Here is a 19,528-nt window from a genome sequence, read left to right as displayed (position 1 = left end):
TTAGTTTTTATTATCGTAATACTCGTTCTGAAAACAGAATTAAGGCCAGGCTAAAACTATACTTTAGTTAAAGATAAAGCAAAATAAATCTCTTATGAGCACAGAAAAGGTAGAAATTTTTGACACGACGTTACGAGACGGAGAGCAGGTTCCAGGTTGTAAATTGAATACAGCCCAAAAACTAAAAATAGCTGCGCGCCTTGATGAGCTGGGAGTAGATGTTATTGAAGCAGGTTTTCCTGTTTCCAGTCCCGGCGATTTTCAATCGGTTTACGAAATCTCAAAATTGGCTAAGAACGCCGCCGTTTGTGGACTCACCCGTGCTGTTAAAAAAGATATCGAAGTGGCTGCTGAAGCTCTAAAATATGCCAAAAAGCCACGAATTCATACCGGGATTGGCACTTCAGATTCTCATATTAAATATAAATTCAATTCTACAAGAGAAGAAATTATTATGCGTGGTGTTGCCGCGGTAAAACACGCCAAGAATTTTGTAGATGATGTTGAATTTTATGCTGAAGATGCGGGGAGAACAGATAACGAATTTTTAGCTCGTGTCTGTACCGAGATGATTAAAGCCGGAGCCACGGTATTAAATATTCCTGATACTACAGGATATTGTCTTCCTGAAGAATATGGAAGAAAAATAAAGTACTTAAAAGATAATGTAAAAGACATTGATAAGGTTAGAATTTCCTGTCACTGCCATAACGATCTGGGTCTTGCTACGGCAAATGCCATCGCGGGAGTGATGAACGGTGCCCGCCAGATAGAATGTACCATTAACGGTATTGGTGAGCGTGCAGGAAATACGGCTTTAGAAGAGGTTGTTATGATCTTGAGACAACATCCGAATTTGAATTTAAATACTTTAATAGATCCTAAGTTCCTTTTTGATACCAGTTGTATGGTTTCAAAAGAAATGGGAATGTTTGTTCAACCAAATAAAGCCATTGTAGGCGCTAACGCCTTTGCACATAGCTCTGGAATTCATCAGGACGGAGTGATCAAAAATCGTGAAACCTACGAAATTATTGATCCTGCCGAAGTTGGAGTTACCGAATCGGCTATTGTTTTAACTGCAAGAAGCGGAAGAGCAGCTTTGGCACATAAAGCCAAAAAAATGGGATATAATTTAACTAAACTTCAATTAGATGAAGTTTATGCAGAATTCTTGAATTATGCTGATGCGCGAAGATGTGTTGAAGACCATGATATCCACGAGATTATGCAAATTTCAGAAAGAAGAATAAGAGCGATCGCCTAGATGCGGACGCAAAAATGGCAGCACAGGAAAAAATTATAAACCTGTGATGAATTCCCGGGATGGGATTGAATTTATAAACAAATGAAGAAAACTTTATTCGATAAAATTTGGGACGCTCACGTGGTAGAATCTATACCCTATGGGCCCGATATTTTATATATCGATAAACACCTAATTCACGAAGTCACGAGTCCGCAGGCCTTTAACGAGCTAAAGGAACGTGACATTTCGGTCTTCCGACCAGATCAGATTGTTGCTACGGCCGACCATAATACACCCACTGAAAATCAACATTTACCGGTTAAAGATTTATTGTCCAGAAAGCAACTTAAGGAATTAACCCAAAATTGCGAAGAAAATAATATTACGCTTTACGGTCTTGGCCATCCTTATAATGGGATTGTTCATGTAATGGCACCTGAACTTGGGATTACCCAACCGGGAATGACAATGGTTTGTGGTGACAGCCATACCTCTACTCACGGAGCATTTGGCACTATTGCTTTTGGAATTGGCACCAGCCAGGTTTCTCAGGTTTTTGCCAGCCAGTGTGTTTTGGTTCAAAAACCTAAAAAATTGCGTGTAAACGTAAATGGAAAACCTAAAAAAGGGGTTTTACCAAAAGATGTGATTCTTTATATCATAAGCAAACTGGGAACTAATTCTGGAACAGGATACTTCTGCGAATATGCCGGAAATGTATTCGAAGAAATGTCTATGGAAGGCCGCATGACGGTTTGTAATATGAGCATTGAAATGGGTGCTCGTGGAGGACTTATAGCTCCAGATGAAACGACGTTTGAATATGTAAAGGGCAAAGAATTCGCACCGAAAGGTGAAGAATTTGAATCGGCAAAAGCTTACTGGGAAACTCTAAAAACCGATGAAGACGCTGAATTTGATCAGGAATATTCATTCGATGCCGAAGATATTGAACCGATGATCACTTACGGAACAAATCCGGGGATGGGAATTAAAATCACAGGTGCAATCCCCATGGAAGGTGGAAAAAGCGACGCTAAAGCTTTGGCTTATATGGGCTTTAAGCCCGGAGAATCTTTATTGGAAAAACCTATTAATTGGATTTTCATCGGAAGCTGTACTAACTCAAGAATCGAGGATTTTAGACAGGCAGCAGCTTATATAAAAGGTAAACAAAAAGCGAAAAATGTAAATGCCTTAATTGTACCGGGTTCACGCCAGGTGGCCGCACAAATTGAAGCAGAAGGCCTTCGCGAAGTATTCGAAAATGCCGGTTTCACGCTTAGACAACCGGGATGTTCCGCGTGTTTAGCGATGAACGACGATAAAATTCCTACCGGAGAATACTGTGTTTCTACCAGTAACCGAAATTTTGAAGGAAGACAGGGACAGGGTTCCAGAACAATATTAGCAAGTCCGTTAACTGCAGCGGCCACAGCTGTTTCAGGAAAATTAACCGACTTTACAAAACACTTAAATTAAATGGAAAAGTTTATCACTTTAACCGATACAGCGGTTCCTTTAGAAATAGAAAACGTAGATACCGACCAGATAATTCCTGCAAGATTTCTAAAAGCAACCGATAAAGCGGGATTTGGAGAAAACCTGTTTCGGGATTGGCGTTTTGATAATAACGACGAACCACATCCCGAATTTGTTTTAAACAAACCGGAATATAAAGGATCTATTTTAGTAGCAGGAGATAATTTTGGTTGCGGATCCAGCCGGGAACACGCGGCCTGGGCAATTAAAGCATACGGATTCAAAGTAGTTGTTTCCAGTTATTTTGCCGATATCTTCAAAGGAAATGCTCTTAATAATGGTCTGCTTCCGGTTCAGGTAAGTCCCAAGTTTTTGGAGCAGCTTTTTGTTGAAATCACCAAAGATACTTCCATAGAAATTAAGGTAGATCTGGAAGCTCAGAAAATTAGTATTCCGAAGAAAAATATTTCAGAAAGCTTTGAAATAGATCCGTACAAGAAAACCTGTATGCTCAATGGTTTTGATGATATAGATTTTCTGGTAAGTAAACTGGATGCGATAAAAGAATATGAACAGAAAAGATCACAAAACCTGCAAGCGACCACACCCTTGTAGTTTATAATCGTTTTCGTCGAGCTGAACTTGTTTCAGCTTCAAACATGATAAAACAACCAAAAGAACTTAGATCCTGAAATAAATTCAGGATGACACAATCAAAAGCTTTTAGAAGTATTAAAAAATAACCACACATAAAGAAGAAGAAAAATGAAATTAAAAATAGCAGTCTTGCCCGGAGACGGGATAGGTCCTGAAATCACACAGCAATCAGTTAAAGTTTTGAAAGCTGTAGCAGATCGTTTTGATCACCACTTTCAGTTTGAAGACGCCTTGGTAGGTGCGGCAGCAATTGATTTGCTGAACAATCCGTTACCTGAAGCTACGCTGGAATTGTGCAAGAAATCTGATGCTGTGTTATTTGGGGCTATAGGACATCCAAAATATGACAATGATCCAGATGCAAAAGTTAGACCCGAACAGGGACTTTTACAGCTAAGAAAAGGCCTTGGGCTTTTTGCCAATATTAGACCCGTAAAAGCTTATGATAAACTTATTGAACAATCGCCATTAAAGGCCGATCGCATTGCCGGGGCAGATATGGTTATTTACCGGGAACTTACCGGCGGGATATATTTTGGCGATAAGTTTACGGCTGAAGACGGCCAAAGCGCCACCGATGTTTGCACCTATTCTGTCGAAGAAATTTCCAGAATGGCACACCTGGCCTTTAAAGCTGCACAACAACGTTCTAAAAAATTAACGCTGGTAGATAAAGCCAATGTATTAGAAACTTCAAGGTTATGGCGAAAAACAGTGACTAAAATTGGGGAAGAATATCCAGATGTAGCCTTGGACTTCCTTTTTGTAGACAACGCAGCAATGCAAATGATTCTTAACCCAACTCAATTTGATGTAATTCTTACCGAAAATATGTTTGGCGATATTCTTTCAGATGAAGCTAGTGTAATTGGCGGTAGTATCGGGTTATTGGCATCGGCATCTGTAGGAAAAGAAAACGCAATGTTTGAACCTATTCACGGTTCCTATCCGCAGGCAACCGGTAAAGGAATTGCAAACCCTGTTGCCTCCATTTTATCGGCTGCAATGCTTTTAGAACATTTCGGTTTGGTAGATGAAGCTGAGGCAGTAAAAAAGGCGGTGGAACTTAGTATCAAACTAAATGTTTGTACTATAGACATTAACAAAGATAACCATTATACCACAGAAAAAGTGGGTGATTTCCTTGAGGGACTTATCAGTGAAGTTGATAATATTAGTATCAACAACGAGAACCTAAACCTTGGGCAAATGACTATTATTTAAGATTATTTTTCTTCAATTATGTTTTGAACCCTTCGCATTTCGTGTGGTTTTGCGGAGGGTTTTTTAATGAAACTTGACCTGATGGGAATTTAAATAAATTTCCACCAGGTCTTAGTTGAATTAACCCCGATGAAAATCGGGGTCTTATATTGTTTTAATTTTGGTAGAACTATCCCGACTGAAGTCGGGATCTTATTGTTCTATACTCACATAAAAATTCAAATATCTAAACCGCATCCTTTTTTCTCCTAATTTCGGCTAAAGCAAGATTATCTTTACTGCCCAAATGCGAATGCTTTTTACCTTCAGAAGCTTCATAAGTTCCTTCCTGCACCTGGCCACCTATTATTTGATAAGCCTCTCTAAAAGATTTTCCCTGCATCACCAAATCGTTAATACTATCTACCGTAAAAAGATATTTATATTTTTCATCCTGTAAATTGATATCCTTCACCTTAATTAAAGCGATGGAGTGAATAAAAACATCCAAGATCTCTTTAATATTTTCTACCGCATAAATGCTGTTTTCTTTGATCAGTTGGTAGTCTCTATGATAACCGCTTGGTAAATTATTGGTAATTAAAATCATCTCGTTAGCAATGCTCTGTAACTTGTTGCATTTACCACGAATCAATTCAAAAACATCAGGATTTTTCTTGTGTGGCATAATGCTGGAGCCGGTGGTAAGTTCATCGGGGAATGTGATAAAATCGAAATTCTGACTCATATATAAACAAATATCCATCGCGAAACGAGACAGTGTATTTGCTACTGATGAAATATTAGAAGTCACTGTTCGCTCACATTTTCCACGTCCCAATTGCGCAGCTACTACATTATATTTTAAAGTAGAAAACCCTAACTCTTTGGTGGTGAATTCCCGGTCTATAGGAAAAGAAGAGCCATAACCTGCTGCAGAACCTAAGGGATTTTGATCTACAACCTTTAGCCCGGCTTCTAGTAAATAAAGATCGTCGATAAGTAATTCTGCGTAAGCTGAAAACCATAATCCAAAACTTGAAGGCATCGCTACCTGCAAATGCGTATATCCGGGAAGAAGTTTCTCCTGATGTTTATCTGCAAAGCCTAAAAGAACATCTATTAATTGCTTGGTTTTTCCAGAGATACTTTTCAAGTTTTCTTTGAAATACAACTGCATAGCTACCAACACCTGGTCGTTCCTGGAGCGGGCGGTATGGATCTTCTTCCCGGTATCGCCCAGGACTTTGGTTAGTTCAAATTCGATCTTGGAATGTACATCTTCAAAATCCTCTTCAATCTCAAAACTTCCATATTCAAGTTGCTGCTGAAGTTTTGCTAATTCTACTTCTATACTTTTCACTTCTTCTGAAGTCAAAATACCAACTTTCCCTAACATTCTTGCGTGAGCTTTTGAAGCTTTTAAATCATATTCGGCAAGGTGCATGTCAAGCTCCCGGTCATTTCCCACCGTAAACTTTTCGATCTTTTTATCAATTGATATTCCTTTATCCCAGAGTTTCATACTTTATCTTTTTTTACTCCACAGGTATAAAAACCCGTGATTGCGATATTATTTTTTTAAAGCTTTATCCAGCAATTTAATGTACTTCTCAATTCCCTCTTCTACTTCTTTTACATAAATAAATTCATCTGCGGAATGTGATCTGGTTGAATCTCCCGGACCTAATTTTAAAGAAGGACAGCTTAACATCGCCTGGTCTGAAAGTGTAGGCGAACCGTAAGTTTCCATTCCTAAAGCAACTCCAGCCTTTACTAACTCATGATTATTCGGAATTGAAGAAGAATTCAACCGAAGCGAGCGTGCAGTTATTTCATCAACCGGAGCTTTTTTCTTTAAAATTTGTTCAATTTCAGCGTTGGAATACGCATCATTCACCCGAACATCTATCACCAGGTCTACATGGCCAGGCACTACATTATGTTGGCTACCGGCATTGATTTGGGTTACCGTAAGTTTTACTTTCCCCAGGGTTTCAGATTCCTTCGGAAAATCAAATTCCTGAAACCATTTTAAAACTTCCGCCGTTTTATAAATGGAATTATTATCATTGGGATGAGCGGCGTGTGAAGGAGTTCCCTTTACTGTAGCATCAAAAACTACCAGGCCTTTTTCGGCAATTGCCATTTGCATTAAGGTCGGTTCACCAACTATAGCAACATCAACTTTTGGCATTTTAGGTGACAGACATGCAATACCGTTTTTCCCGTTTATTTCCTCCTCAGCAGTTCCCGCAAAAATCAGGTTATATTTCAGTTCCTTTTCCTCGAAGAACCAGCTGAAAGTTGCAAGTAAAGAAACAAGACAGCCACCAGCATCGTTACTACCCAAACCATATAATTTGCCGCCATCAATTTTAGCTTCAAATGGATCACGGGTATATGCTGAATTTGGTTTTACCGTATCGTGATGTGAATTAAGCAACAAGCTTGGTTTAGCCGGATCAAAATATTTATTGGTAGCCCAAACATTGTTCAAATGCCGATAAAAGCTTATCTCTTTAGTCCTGAACCAGTCTTCCAGTAATTCGGCTGTTTTATCTTCTTCCTTTGAGAATGATCGAGTCTCAATAAGATTCTTTAGTAAATCCAGGGCCTCCTTTTGTAATTCTTCGAGCTTCATTAATCCGTGATTTTAGTATAAACTGATTCTTTTTTCAATAGTCTGAAATCTCCCAGGAAAATATTCTTAACACCACTTTCCAAAGCCTTGAAGCTGTTGTGCAACTTAGGGAGCATCCCATCGCTTATTATTTTTTCTTCAAGTAATTCCTGGTATTTTTCACTGGTAATTTCTTCAATCACCGAATCATCGTTTTCGGCATTAGCCAGCACACCTTTTTTCTCAAAGCAGAAATAAAGTTCAGTCTCATATATAGCGCTCATCGCTTTGGCGATTTCCGCGGCAACAGAATCACCATTTGTGTTTAACAGCAAACCAGCTTCTGTACAGGAAATAGCCGAAAAAACCGGCGTAATATTTTGTTCTAAAAGTGAATTTATAAATTCTGAATTAACCTTCTCCACATCTCCTACAAAACCAAAGTCGACTTCCTTTACAGGGCGTTTTTTGGAAACAATGCTCATCCCGTCTGCACCACTTAAACCAATTGCATTGGTTTGAAGCCCCTGAAGTTTAGCAACAATATTTTTATTGATAAAGCCTCCATAAACCATAGTGATCACCTTAATCGAATCTTCATCGGTGATTCTTCGCCCTTCAAACATTTGGGTTTTATAACCGAGTTTTCCTGCAATTTCGGTAGCCAGGTTTCCCCCACCATGAACCAGGATCTTCGGGCCTTGCAAAGCCACAAAATCATTCAGGAATTCAGCGAATTTGGATTCATCTTCAATAAGCTTCCCTCCTATTTTTACAACTTTTAAAACCTTGTTTTTCATATTTCCTTAATTCCGTCCATTAGAGTACGATGAAACTGAATACTGTTTAAGCATTCTTCCCTAAATCTTTTGCTTTCACTTTTTCTTCTAAAATTCTTTTCAAAACCGCCTGAGCAGCAAAAGTTCTGTTTCCCGCCTGTTGAATCACCACCGAGTTTTCTGAATCCAATACCTCATCGGCAATTACCATATTTCTTCTTACCGGCAAACAATGCATCACTTTTGCATTATTGGTTAATTTTAATTTTTCTGCAGAAAAAGTCCAGTTTCGATCCTCACTCAGTTTCTGTCCGTAACTTTCATAGCTACTCCAATTTTTTACATACACGAAATCGGCATCTTTTAAAGCCTCAGCCTGATCGTGAATAACCGAAACATTTTTAGTGATTTTTGGATTTAGATCATAGCCTTCAGGGTTGGTGATCACAAAATCAACATCCAGATTTTGCATAATTTCAGCAAAAGAATTGGGTACACTTTGCGGTAAGGTTTTTGGGTGCGGCGCCCAGCTAAGTACAACTTTTGGCCTGTCTTTTTTCTTTAATTCTGAAATAGTAATTGCATCGGTAAGTGCCTGCAGGGGATGGCCCGTAGCACTTTCCAAATTTACAACAGGTACAGAAGCATATTTTTTAAAACTATTTAATACCGTCTCAGCCTCATCTTTTTCTTTGTCTTTTAAATCAGGAAACGCTCGTACTGCGATGATATCGCAGTATTGCGAAAGCACCGCTGCCGCTTCTTTAATGTGTTCGGCTTTATCGGAATCCATTACCGCCCCAGCTTCAAACTCCAACTTCCAGCTATCGCTACCGGCATTCATCACCATTACTTCCATTCCCAACAATTTCGCTGCTTTTTCAGTACTTAAACGCGTACGTAAACTGGGATTAAAAAACAGCATTCCAAGGGTTTTTCCTTTACCGATTTCTAAAGTAGATGTGCTTTTTTTCAGCTCTAGCGCTTCGGTAATTAATTGCTGTAAATCTTTTATATCTGATAATTCTGTGTAATTTTTCATATTTAGCGTTTTATCCTTCAAGGTCTACAAGACCTTGAAGGTTTTAATTTCCCTTATTCCTACAGGGTTTATAAAACTTTGCAGAAATGTTTAATTAAGAACAATCTTTAAAGCTTTAAATAACTCATCAAAATGTTTCTTTTTTATATTTAGTGGCGGTAAAATTCTTAGCAATTTTTTATTGGCCGAGGCTCCTGTGAAAATTTGGTGTTTATACAATAGCTCTTTTCTTATTTGTGCGATCTCAAAATCGAATTCTAAACCAATCATTAATCCGCGACCTTTGATTTTTTTGATCTGCGGAATTTCTGCCGCTTTCCCTTTTACATATTCAAAAAGTTCACTGGCATTTTTCAGAAGATTTTCTTTTTCAATAACCTCCAAAACCGAAATCCCCGCGGCACAGGCCAGGTGATTCCCACCAAAAGTAGTTCCCAGCATTCCGGGTTTTGCTTCAATAGCTTTATCGATTAAGACTCCGCCAATTGGAAACCCATTGCCCATTCCTTTCGCTATGGAAATGATATCAGGTCGAATATTGTGTTTCTGAAAAGCAAAAAAATCTCCTGTCCTCCCATAACCCGACTGTACCTCATCTGCAATTAAAACTGAATTATATTTTTTACACAATTCAGCGGTTTTTTGATAAAATTCTGTAGAAGCTTCATCGAGTCCTCCAACGCCCTGGATCACTTCAAAAATAACCGCAGCCACGTCGCCTTTTTTCAACTCTTTTTCAAGCGTATCAGTATCTTCAAAAGCAATTTTCGTCGCTTGATGATGTTGATTGAATGAAGCTTTAATATTTTCATTGTCGGTCACCGCAACCACTCCTGAAGTTCTTCCGTGGAAAGCATTTTCAAAATAGATCACGCGATCTTTCCCGGTATGAAAAGAAGCTACTTTAAGCGCATTTTCATTGGCCTCAGCTCCCGAATTACATAAAAACAGGCTATAATCTTCTATTCCTGAAAGTTTTTCCAGCCCGTCGGCAAGTTTTTGTTGTAACGGATTTTTAACCGAATTAGAATAAAAACCCAGTTCCGCAACCTGCTTAGAAATAGAATTCACATAAGCAGGATGGGAATGTCCAATAGAAATTACCGCGTGGCCGCCATAAAGATCCAGGTATTTATTTCCTTCTTTATCAAAAACATAGGCGCCTTTTCCCTTCACCGGAGTGATATCATAAAGCGGATAAACATCAAATAATTCCATAGTTAGTCGGTTGTAATGGTGTTAATTTTCTTGAAAGAAGCCTGGATTCCTTTTATCAAGGAAGAACTAAGGCCGTTGTGTTCCATCTCATTTAAGCCTTCTATTGTGCAACCCCGTGGTGTCGTCACCTTATCAATTTCCTCTTCAGGGTGTTTACCAGATTCTATAAGTAAACTGGAAGCACCCAAACAGGTTTGCATAGCCAGCTGCTGTGCATCCTTGGCATCAAAACCAAGTTGCACAGCGCCCTGGGTGGTAGCGCGAATCAATCGCATCCAAAAAGCGACTCCACTGGCGCAAATTACCGTAGCCGCCTGCATCTTGTTTTCCGGAATAATAATACTTGTACCCAATCGATTAAAAATAGCCTCAGCAATAGCGATACGTTTTTCACCTTTTTCGTTGCTACAAAGACAGGTCATTGATTTACCCACTGCAATTGCCGTGTTAGGCATTGAACGCACAATAAACTGATCCTTACCAACAATGGCTTCCATAGCAGCGATCTTAAAGCCTGTTACGGTAGAAATAAGCACATGCTTCTCGGTAAGCTGATCTTTTATCTCTTCCAGAATTCGCTCCATTTGCGTAGGTTGAACCGCGAAAACAAGGATATCTGAATTTTGAACAGCTTCCCGGTTATCGTTAGTTACTGTTACCTTTGAATATTCTTCGTAATTCTGAAGCTTCTCGATCTTTCGTTTTGTGAGATAAAGCGTGGTAAACGCATTGTTCACAATAAGGCCTTTGGCTATGGAAAGCCCAAGGTTTCCGGCTCCTATGATTGCTATTTTCATATTTTTGGTTTTAATTGGTTACTCTTGCCACGAATTCACGAATCATCCGTAATACATTCTTTATAATACTCGTCATTGCGATCCCGATTTTTATCGGGAGAAGCAATCTGTTAATTGATAAAAAGATTACTTCACTGCTTTCGTAATGACGTTTTATATTCGTGGCTATTTCATTAAAAATAACTCGCTTTTAATTTCAAGCCTGAAGTCTCTTCTAAACCAAACATCAAGTTCATATTTTGAACGGCCTGCCCCGAAGCACCTTTCAGCAAATTATCAATCACACTGGTGATTAAAATTTTATTCCCAAATTTCTGTAATTTCAGCAAACATTTATTCGTATTTACTACTTGTTTTAAATGCAGCTCTTCCTCTACCACAAACGTAAAAACCGAATCTTTATAGGCTTCAGAATAAATCGCCTTGGCTTCTTCCAAAGTTCCTTCAAATTTTGTGTAGGCAGTTGCGTGGATTCCCCTGGAAAAATTCCCCCTGTTTGGAATAAAATTTATTTCCGGTAGCTTATTATTCTGTAACTTTTTTAAACTCTGCCCTATTTCATTTAAATGCTGATGTTCAAATGCTTTATAACTGGAGAAATTATTATCTCGCCAGGTAAAATGCGTAGTAGCCGAAAGTGAAGTCCCAGCTCCGGTTGCTCCGGTTACCGCATTGATATGCACTTCATTCTGCAACAATCCGGCTTTTGCAAGCGGCAAAATTGCTAGACTAATAGCCGTTGCAAAACATCCGGGATTTGCAATAAAATCAGCTTTTTTGATCTTTTCTTTATTGAATTCAGGCAACCCATACACAAACGCATGTTCTCCATTCATTCGATAATCGGTACTTAGATCTACAATTTTTGTTTTTTCCGAAAACTGATTTTCAGCAAGGAATTTTATAGAATTTCCGTGTCCCAGACATAGAAAAACCACATCTGCATTTTTATTGATCTCCCCGCTGAACTGCAAATCGATTTCACCCAGTAAATCCTGGTGCACTCCTGCCACAGGTTTCCCCGGTTGAGAGGTGCTATAAACAAAGTCCAGCTCAACCTCTGGATGGTTTATCAAAATCCTGATGAGTTCCCCGGCCGTATAACCGGCGCCACCTATTATTCCTGCTTTTATCATTTTTCTGCTTTAACGTATTGGTAGATCTTGCCAGCATTCGAAAGAATTTTTATAAATCCTTTAGCATCCTGGGAAGTCCAGGCTTTATTTTCTTCGCCATAATTTCCGAAGCTGGAATTCATTAAATCATTTTCAGATTTAATTCCGTCTAAAGTGAATCTGTAAGGATGCAAAGTGATAAAAACCTCTCCGCTAACCTGCTTTTGTGAACTTTCTAAAAATGCCTCCAAATCTCTCATCACAGGGTCGAGGTACTGACCTTCGTGTAAATGCGTACCATACCAATTGGCCATATAATCCTTATGCTGCAACTGGCATTTGCTTAAAGTGTGCTTCTCAAGCAAATGATGAGCTTTAATCGTGATAATTGCGGCAGCGGCTTCAAACCCAACCCTGCCTTTAATTCCTATAATGGTGTCACCCACGTGAATGTCCCTGCCAATGGCATACTTTGAAGCGATATTTTCCAGGATTTCAATATTCTTCTCCGGAGTATTTTCTTTCCCATTTACTGCAGAAAGCACTCCTTTGGTAAAACTCAAGCTTATTTGTTTTGATTCTTTCTCCTGAAGTTGGGAGGGATAAGCACTTTCAGGAAGTGGTTTTTCTGAAGTCAATGTTTCGGCGCCGCCAACACTGGTACCCCAAAGTCCTTTGTTTACCGAATATTTCGACTTTTCCCAGTTCATCTCCACTCCGTTTTTCTGCAAATATTCGATCTCTTCCTGTCTGCTGAGTTGTTTGTCTCTTATGGGCGTGATGATCTGTATTTCAGGCGCGATGATTTGAAAGATCATATCAAACCTTACCTGGTCATTTCCCGCCCCGGTACTGCCATGGGCAATATATTTAGCATCAATACTTTTTGCGTAATTCACAATCTCTATGGCCTGTACAATTCGTTCAGCACTCACCGAAAGCGGATAGGTATTGTTTTTTAAGACATTCCCATAGATTAAATATTTCACCACTTTTTGATAAAATGAGGAAACTGCATCAATATTCTTATAGGTCTTTGCCCCTATTTTTTGCGCGTTTTCTCCAATTTTCTTCACTTCTTCTTCTGAAAATCCACCGGTATTCACACTTACCGCATGGACTTCAAAATTTTCTTCTTTAGATAAATATTTTGCGCAGTAGGAAGTATCTAAACCTCCACTATATGCTATAACTACTTTTTTCATTTTTTTAATTTAAATCGTGGGGTTCGCCACGAATTCACTAATATTTTATATTTCTCCTCCCTGAAAGGCTTGCGGGATGGTTTAATCCTTCCGTCAGGCTTTCGCCTACCATCTTCCCTTGAAATGCAAGGAACAATTCAGTTTCCGTTTTTCTCCTTTTTATAAAACAGGGTTTGTTTAATATTCTTCAGCCTTTTAAAAGCTTTATCATTTAAACTTTCCTTTTTCTGTGTTTTTTTGAGATCTTTTTTTCTTTCGGGATCGTACATCATCCCGGTGCAAAGGCACATATTACGTTCTGTCCTGGTAAGGATATCGTAATTCTTGCAGGTTTGGCAACCTTTCCAAAAGGCGTCATCATCGGTTAATTCAGAAAAAGGGACGGGTTGATAGCCCAGCTCGTAATTGATCTTCATCACGGCCAGTCCGGTAGTGATTCCGAAGATCTTTGCCTGCGGATATTTCTTTCTGGAATGCGCGAAGATCACCTCCTTGATCTCCTTCGCCAACCCCTGATTTCTGTAATCGGGGTGTACGATAAGCCCTGAATTCGCCACATACCTGTCGTGGCTCCAGGTCTCGATATAGCAGAAACCGGCGAATTTCTCGCCATCAAGGGCGATAACCGCATTGCCTTTTTCCATCTTGTTAATGATGTACTCGGTCGTTCTTCGGGCAATTCCGGTACCACGAACCTTTGCTGACTCTTCTATGGTGTCGCAAATGATCCCGGCATACTGGGAATGAGAAGTATTAGCAATGATTATTTTCACTGACTAAAGTTTTAAAGATGAAATGAATTTTTAAATTTTCGCTGAAGGGGGAACTGGACTCACCTAAGTTCCAATAAATTTACATACGCCCGGGGCGGCGGCGTGTAAAACGCGGGTTCCTGGCTGAAACTAAAATATAAGCGGGCTTTTCAGAAAGATTTCTGAAGAGAACTGAAGTAAATATGTAAAAAAGTTTTTTCAAAATGTGATAATCAAATAATATTAAAAAAAGGACAGAACAGGTTAATCGCTTAGCAACGGCGGATGCGGCGCAAGCGAGTAACGGGGAATATTATTTGTGTCGTTTTTATCACGCTGTAAATGTAATGCAATTTTTTAACCAACAAAAAATTCACACCAAAAATTGAAATAAATTTGGCTTGTCATTCAAATATTCCCCGTAAAAATTCTTCGCTTTCATCCTGGCAACCAGCGGCTCAAAATCGGCCGGGTCGTTTAATTCTATTCCTACCACCGCAGGACCGTTTTCCCTGTGATGCTTTTTTGAGTATTCAAAATGGGTGATATCGTCATTGGGTCCCAATACCTTCGCCACAAATTCCTTCAAGGCTCCTGCCCTCTGCGGAAAGCTTATCACGAAATAATGTTTTAAACCGGCATACAACAAGGCTCTTTCTTTGATCTCGGCTGTTCTGGTGATATCGTTGTTGCTTCCGCTCACAATACACACCACATTTTTCCCCTTGATCTCTTCAGCAAAATAATCTAAAGCTGAAATAGCCATAGCCCCTGCCGGCTCCACTACAATAGCATCCTGATTATAAAGATCGAGAATGGTCTGGCAAATTTTGCCTTCAGGAATAGTAATCATTTTATCCAGATTCTCTTTGCAGATCGCAAAATTCCGGCTGCCTACTTTTTGTACCGCAGCCCCATCTACAAAACGTTCGATATCGCTTAGTTCTACCACTTTCCCTTGTTTCAGTGAGGAAGTCATAGAAGCTGCGCCTTCAGGTTCTACTCCAATTATTTTTGTCTTGGGAGAAAGTTCTTTAAACATAGAAGATAATCCTGCTAGAAGTCCACCGCCACCAAGAGGAGCAAAAACATAATCTATAGGTTCATTTGCCTGTTCCAGGATTTCTAATCCAATAGTAGCCTGACCCTCAATCACTTTTTCATCGTCAAAGGGATGAATAAAAACCAGTCCGAATTTCTCGGCGTGTTTCATCGAGCTTTTAAAAGAATCATCAAAAGTGTCCCCTTTTAAAATTACCTGAACCCATTGGCCACCAAACATTTTAGTTTGTTCTACTTTTTGCCTGGGAGTGGTAATTGGCATATAAATCACGCCTTTTGCCTGCAGTTTATTGCAGGCAAAAGCTACACCTTGCGCGTGATTTCCGGCGCTGGCACAAATAACCCCTTTATAAAGTTGCTCTTGTGGAAGGCTTGAAATCTTACTATAAGCCCCGCGAATTTTATAGGAGCGAACCTGTTGCAAATCTTCCCTTTTCAGCAGAATATTTGCTGAATAACGGTTGCTATAGGTAAAAGAAGGAGCCAGCGGGGTTTTTACCACCACTTTAGAAATTCGTTCAGCCGCTTCTTTTACCGCTTCCAGACTGGGTTTGTATGTTTTCGTTTCTGCCAGCAAAGTGCTCATCTTATTCGTGTATTTTCTTCATTGCGGTCATCGCCTTTCTCAAAGTGCCACCAACCTTTTCTACGGGATGCTGTCTTATCGCATCGTTCACCGCTATCAATTCCTGGTTATCAACTCCGGTATAATCGGTTCCGAAGGAATGGCCTATAACCTCTTTCGGCAGTGCGTTCACATAATCTTTGATCAAAGGCTTGGCCGCGTGGTCGAAAAGATAACAACCATATTCGGCAGTGTCTGAAATGATCCTGTTCATCTCATAAAGTTTCTTTCTCGCTATCGTATTCGCGATAAGCGGCGCCTCGTGCAGCGACTCATAATAGGCCGACTCCTCGACAATTCCGGCTTCCACCATAGTCTCAAAAGCCAGCTCCACTCCCGATTTTACAAAAGCGGTTAATAATACTCCTTTATCGAAATATTCCTGTTCCTTGATTTCTTCGGAAGTCGCTTCGGTTTTCTCAAAAGCGGTCTGTCCGGTTTCTTCACGCCAGGTCAATAATTCCTTATCATCATTGGCCCAGTCTTTCATCATCCTGCTGCTGAAGGCTCCGGAAATAATATCATCCATATGTTTTTGAAACAGCGGACGCATTTTCTGCTTCAAATCTTCAGCAATTTCATTTGCCCTAATTTTTGCAGGATTGGACAGTCTGTCCATCATATTGGTGATTCCTCCGTGTTTCAAAGCTTCAGTAATAGTTTCCCAGCCATATTGGATCAATTTCGCTGCATAAGAAGGTTCTACCCCTTCAGCTACCATCTTATCGAAACTCAGAATAGACCCTGTTTGCAGCACTCCACATAATATGGTTTGCTCTCCCATAAGATCAGATTTTACTTCAGCAACAAAAGAAGACTCCAAAACTCCGGCACGGTCACCGCCCGTGGCCACGGCATAAGCCTTCGCCCATTCAAAACCGATTCCCTGAGGATCATTTTCAGGGTGTACTGCAATTAGTGTAGGTACTCCAAATCCTCTTTTATATTCCTCGCGAACTTCACTTCCGGGGCATTTTGGCGCTACCATAATTACCGTGATATCTTCGCGGATTTTCATTCCTTCTTCCACGATATTAAATCCGTGGGAATAAGAAAGCACCGCGTCTTTTTTAATATGCGGTTGAATTGCGTTTATTACGGAAGTATGTTGCTTATCTGGCGTCAGGTTAATTACCAGGTCGGCGGTGGGAATCAATTCTTCGTAAGTCCCGACTTTAAAATTATTTTCTGAAGCATTTTTATACGACTGGCGTTTTTCCCTGATCGCTCCTTCTCTTAGGGCGTAGGAAATATCCAATCCGCTGTCGCGCATATTCAAACCCTGGTTAAGGCCTTGGGCACCACAGCCAACAATTACTATTTTTTTATCTTTTAAGGCAGCTACCCCATCGCTAAATTCTTCGCTTTGCATAAATCGGCAGGTTCCTAACTGGGCCAGTTGCTCTCTCAATGGCAGGCTGTTAAAATAATTCGTCATCACTTTTATTTAATTGGTTGTATCAAATTGTTTTAAAATATTCGAAATCGGCATTTCGTTTTTGGTCACCGCAATAGTTCCTGAACGTACGAATTGCATAAGCCCGTAGGGTTTTAATTTTTCATATAAACTATCTGTTTCACTGCGTTTTCCGGTTTTTTCTATCACGAAAAATTTCTGAGTTACCGTCACGATTCTCGCATTGGTTTCTTTGATGAAATCCTGAATGCTCATATCTTCCACAAATTCTTCAGAATTCACCTTATACAGCGCGGTTTCCTGGTAGATCATTTCCTCATCGGTATGATAAAAAGCCTTGATCACCTCGATTTGTTTTTCGATCTGTTTTACGACTTTCTGAACCTGTTCTTCGGTCACCTGCACCACAATAATGAAACGCATCACGCCCTCTACCTCGCTTTTAGACACAGTCACACTTTCTATGTTGATATGTCTTTTAAGAAAGATCGCTGCGATTCGGCTCAAAAGCCCAACATTGTTTTCGGTATAGATCGATACTGTATAATTTTTCTTTTCCATTACTCCAATAATATTTCTGAAACTGCCGCTCCCGTTGGAACCATTGGGAAAACATTTTCTTCCTGTTCAACTTTTACTTCAAGGAAATAGGCTTCTTTTGATTCCATCATTTCCTTAACGGCCTCGGCTAATTGAGCTCTTTCGGTCACCTGATTGGTTTTTATGTGATAGCCTTTAGCAATAGTCACAAAATCAGGGTTCACCATCTCGGTGGAAGCATAGCGTTTGTCAAAGAAAAGCTGCTGCCACTGGCGTACCATTCCGAGGAAACCGTTATTAAGAATTACAATTTTCACGGGAGTTTTAGTTTGAAAAATAGTTCCCAACTCCTGGATGGTCATCTGGTAACCTCCATCACCGATAATCGCCACCACCTCACGGTTTGGTGCCCCCATCTTGGCTCCAATAGCTGCGGGCAAGGCAAAGCCCATTGTCCCCAACCCTCCTGAAGTCACCTTGCTTCGGGTTTGATTAAATTTTGAATAGCGGCAAGCCACCATCTGGTGCTGCCCTACATCTGAAACAATTACTGCATCGCCTTTGGAGCAGGTGTTGATCTCGTCGATCACCTCGGCCATTCCAATTTTACCGCGTTCAGCATTGAGATCGTTTTTGATGATTTTATCGTATTCAATTTTATACAGATCTTTAAATTCCTGATGCCAGGCTTCGTGTTTATTTCCCTCGACCAGCTCAAGCAACAAGGCCAGTGTCTTTTTCACATTGCCCAAAACCGGGACATCGGCTTTTACATTTTTATCAATCTCGGCCGGGTCAATTTCAAAATGGATCACTTTAGCCTGTTTGGCATATTTCTCCAGATTTCCGGTCACGCGATCATCGAAACGCATTCCTATAGCAATTAGCACATCGCATTCATTGGTGAGCATATTAGGAGCATAATTGCCGTGCATTCCAACCATTCCTACATTCAGCGGGTGATCGGTGGGCAATGCCGAAAGCCCTAAAATGGTCCAGGCCGCCGGGATACCGGTTTTTTCCACCAATTGCTTCAGCAGTTTTTCAGCGGCACCCAGGATTACTCCTTGCCCGAAAACTATGAATGGTTTTTTAGCTGAATTGATCGCTTCCGCAGCCTTTTCCAGCTGAGGCATACTTATCTCAGGTTCGGGCTTATAGCTCCGAATTCCGGAGCATTTTTTATAACTGAATTCCAAACTGGCAAACTGGGCATCTTTGGTGATGTCTATCAAAACCGGCCCTGGACGTCCCGACCTGGCGATATAGAAAGCTCTTGCTATGATCTCAGGAATCTCTTCAGCTTTTGTAATCTGGTAATTCCATTTTGTAATCGGAGTAGAAATACCAACAATGTCGGTTTCCTGGAAGGCATCGCTTCCCAGCAAATGCGAACCCACCTGCCCGGTGATACACACCAGGGGCGTAGAATCTATCTGGGCATCGGCAATCCCTGTGACCAGGTTCGTAGCTCCGGGCCCTGAAGTCGCCATCGCCACTCCAACTTTTCCCGTAACCCTGGCAAAACCCTGTGCCGCGTGCGTAGCGCCCTGTTCGTGCCGCGTGAGGACGTGGTGAATCTTATTCTGGTACTTGTACAATTCGTCATAAACGGGCATAATCGCTCCTCCGGGATACCCGTAAATGGTTTCCACACCCTCTTCAAGCAAACACTTTATCACGGCTTCAGCTCCTGAAACTGTTGTAGTGGCTGGGGTGGCAAGCTTTTCGAAACTAGCTGTTTTTACTTCCATAATTCACC

Annotated in this window: 17 protein-coding genes; 4 read left to right on the top strand and 13 right to left on the bottom strand. The window is 40.4% G+C overall.

Translation table 11 applies throughout. The features are described 5' to 3' along the window. Positions 1–94 precede the first annotated feature (94 nt). The 4 genes from BUW93_RS05360 to leuB all read left to right on the top strand — a co-directional run bounded on the left by BUW93_RS05360 (position 95) and on the right by leuB (position 4,612). On the top strand, positions 95–1,267 hold the full coding sequence (locus BUW93_RS05360) for a 2-isopropylmalate synthase (protein ID WP_081209917.1): 1,173 nt from the start codon (positions 95–97) through the stop codon (positions 1,265–1,267). 81 nt (positions 1,268–1,348) lie between these two features. Beyond that, positions 1,349–2,731 (top strand): 3-isopropylmalate dehydratase large subunit, encoded by a 1,383-nt coding sequence (gene leuC, locus BUW93_RS05355; RefSeq protein WP_081209915.1) that lies wholly within the window; start codon positions 1,349–1,351, stop codon positions 2,729–2,731. Then, positions 2,732–3,346, top strand: a complete 615-nt coding sequence (gene leuD, locus BUW93_RS05350) for a 3-isopropylmalate dehydratase small subunit (protein WP_081209913.1) — start codon at positions 2,732–2,734, stop codon at positions 3,344–3,346. A 150-nt stretch (positions 3,347–3,496) separates the two neighbouring features. Beyond that, positions 3,497–4,612, top strand: a complete 1,116-nt coding sequence (gene leuB / locus BUW93_RS05345) for a 3-isopropylmalate dehydrogenase (RefSeq protein ID WP_081209911.1) — start codon at positions 3,497–3,499, stop codon at positions 4,610–4,612. 226 nt (positions 4,613–4,838) lie between these two features. Here leuB and argH read toward each other — a convergent pair whose 3' ends face one another. The 13 genes from argH to ilvB form a co-directional block, all read right to left on the bottom strand. Further along, on the bottom strand, positions 4,839–6,116 hold the full coding sequence (gene argH / locus BUW93_RS05340; RefSeq protein WP_081209909.1) for an argininosuccinate lyase: 1,278 nt from the start codon (positions 6,114–6,116) through the stop codon (positions 4,839–4,841). Between the two features lie 48 nt (positions 6,117–6,164). After that, positions 6,165–7,235: a M20 family metallo-hydrolase gene (locus BUW93_RS05335; protein WP_081209907.1), complete on the bottom strand. Its 1,071-nt coding sequence runs from the start codon at positions 7,233–7,235 to the stop codon at positions 6,165–6,167. Next, positions 7,235–8,014 carry an acetylglutamate kinase gene (gene argB, locus BUW93_RS05330; RefSeq protein WP_081209905.1) on the bottom strand — a complete coding sequence of 260 codons (780 nt, stop codon included), beginning with the start codon at positions 8,012–8,014 and terminating at the stop codon, positions 7,235–7,237. Before argB ends, BUW93_RS05335 begins: the two co-directional genes overlap by 1 nt. Before the next feature lie 46 nt (positions 8,015–8,060). Continuing rightward, positions 8,061–9,035, bottom strand: a complete 975-nt coding sequence (locus tag BUW93_RS05325; RefSeq protein WP_081210231.1) for an N-acetylornithine carbamoyltransferase — start codon at positions 9,033–9,035, stop codon at positions 8,061–8,063. Between the two features lie 90 nt (positions 9,036–9,125). Continuing rightward, complete coding sequence (locus tag BUW93_RS05320) at positions 9,126–10,253, bottom strand: aspartate aminotransferase family protein (RefSeq protein ID WP_081209903.1); 1,128 nt, start codon at positions 10,251–10,253, stop codon at positions 9,126–9,128. 2 nt (positions 10,254–10,255) lie between these two features. Continuing rightward, the gene (gene proC / locus BUW93_RS05315; RefSeq protein ID WP_081209901.1) at positions 10,256–11,050 is read right to left on the bottom strand and encodes a pyrroline-5-carboxylate reductase; all 795 of its coding nucleotides are present in this window, start codon (positions 11,048–11,050) and stop codon (positions 10,256–10,258) included. 173 nt (positions 11,051–11,223) lie between these two features. Next, positions 11,224–12,186, bottom strand: coding sequence for an N-acetyl-gamma-glutamyl-phosphate reductase (argC, locus tag BUW93_RS05310; RefSeq protein WP_081209899.1), 963 nt, complete (start codon positions 12,184–12,186; stop codon positions 11,224–11,226). Next, on the bottom strand, positions 12,183–13,370 hold the full coding sequence (locus BUW93_RS05305) for an argininosuccinate synthase (RefSeq protein ID WP_081209897.1): 1,188 nt from the start codon (positions 13,368–13,370) through the stop codon (positions 12,183–12,185). The genes argC and BUW93_RS05305 overlap by 4 nt, the downstream gene beginning before the upstream one ends. Before the next feature lie 137 nt (positions 13,371–13,507). After that, on the bottom strand, positions 13,508–14,143 hold the full coding sequence (locus BUW93_RS05300; protein ID WP_081209895.1) for a GNAT family N-acetyltransferase: 636 nt from the start codon (positions 14,141–14,143) through the stop codon (positions 13,508–13,510). Positions 14,144–14,495: 352 nt separating this feature from the next. Continuing rightward, entirely contained in the window at positions 14,496–15,770 is a 1,275-nt protein-coding gene (gene ilvA, locus BUW93_RS05295) for a threonine ammonia-lyase IlvA (protein WP_081209893.1), read from the bottom strand. Between the two features lies 1 nt (position 15,771). Continuing rightward, positions 15,772–17,247, bottom strand: a complete 1,476-nt coding sequence (gene ilvC, locus BUW93_RS05290; protein ID WP_081209891.1) for a ketol-acid reductoisomerase — start codon at positions 17,245–17,247, stop codon at positions 15,772–15,774. 9 nt (positions 17,248–17,256) lie between these two features. Then, positions 17,257–17,787: an acetolactate synthase small subunit gene (gene ilvN, locus BUW93_RS05285; RefSeq protein WP_081209889.1), complete on the bottom strand. Its 531-nt coding sequence runs from the start codon at positions 17,785–17,787 to the stop codon at positions 17,257–17,259. Next, the gene (ilvB, locus tag BUW93_RS05280) at positions 17,787–19,520 is read right to left on the bottom strand and encodes a biosynthetic-type acetolactate synthase large subunit (protein WP_081209887.1); all 1,734 of its coding nucleotides are present in this window, start codon (positions 19,518–19,520) and stop codon (positions 17,787–17,789) included. The genes ilvN and ilvB overlap by 1 nt, the downstream gene beginning before the upstream one ends. Between the last annotated feature and the right edge of the window lie 8 nt (positions 19,521–19,528).

The organism is Salegentibacter sediminis, assembly GCF_002078605.1.
GTDB classification, from domain to species: Bacteria; Bacteroidota; Bacteroidia; order Flavobacteriales; family Flavobacteriaceae; genus Salegentibacter; species Salegentibacter sediminis.
The sequence above is the reverse complement of the archived record's forward strand: the minus strand, read 5'-3'. Positions and strand labels throughout refer to the sequence as shown.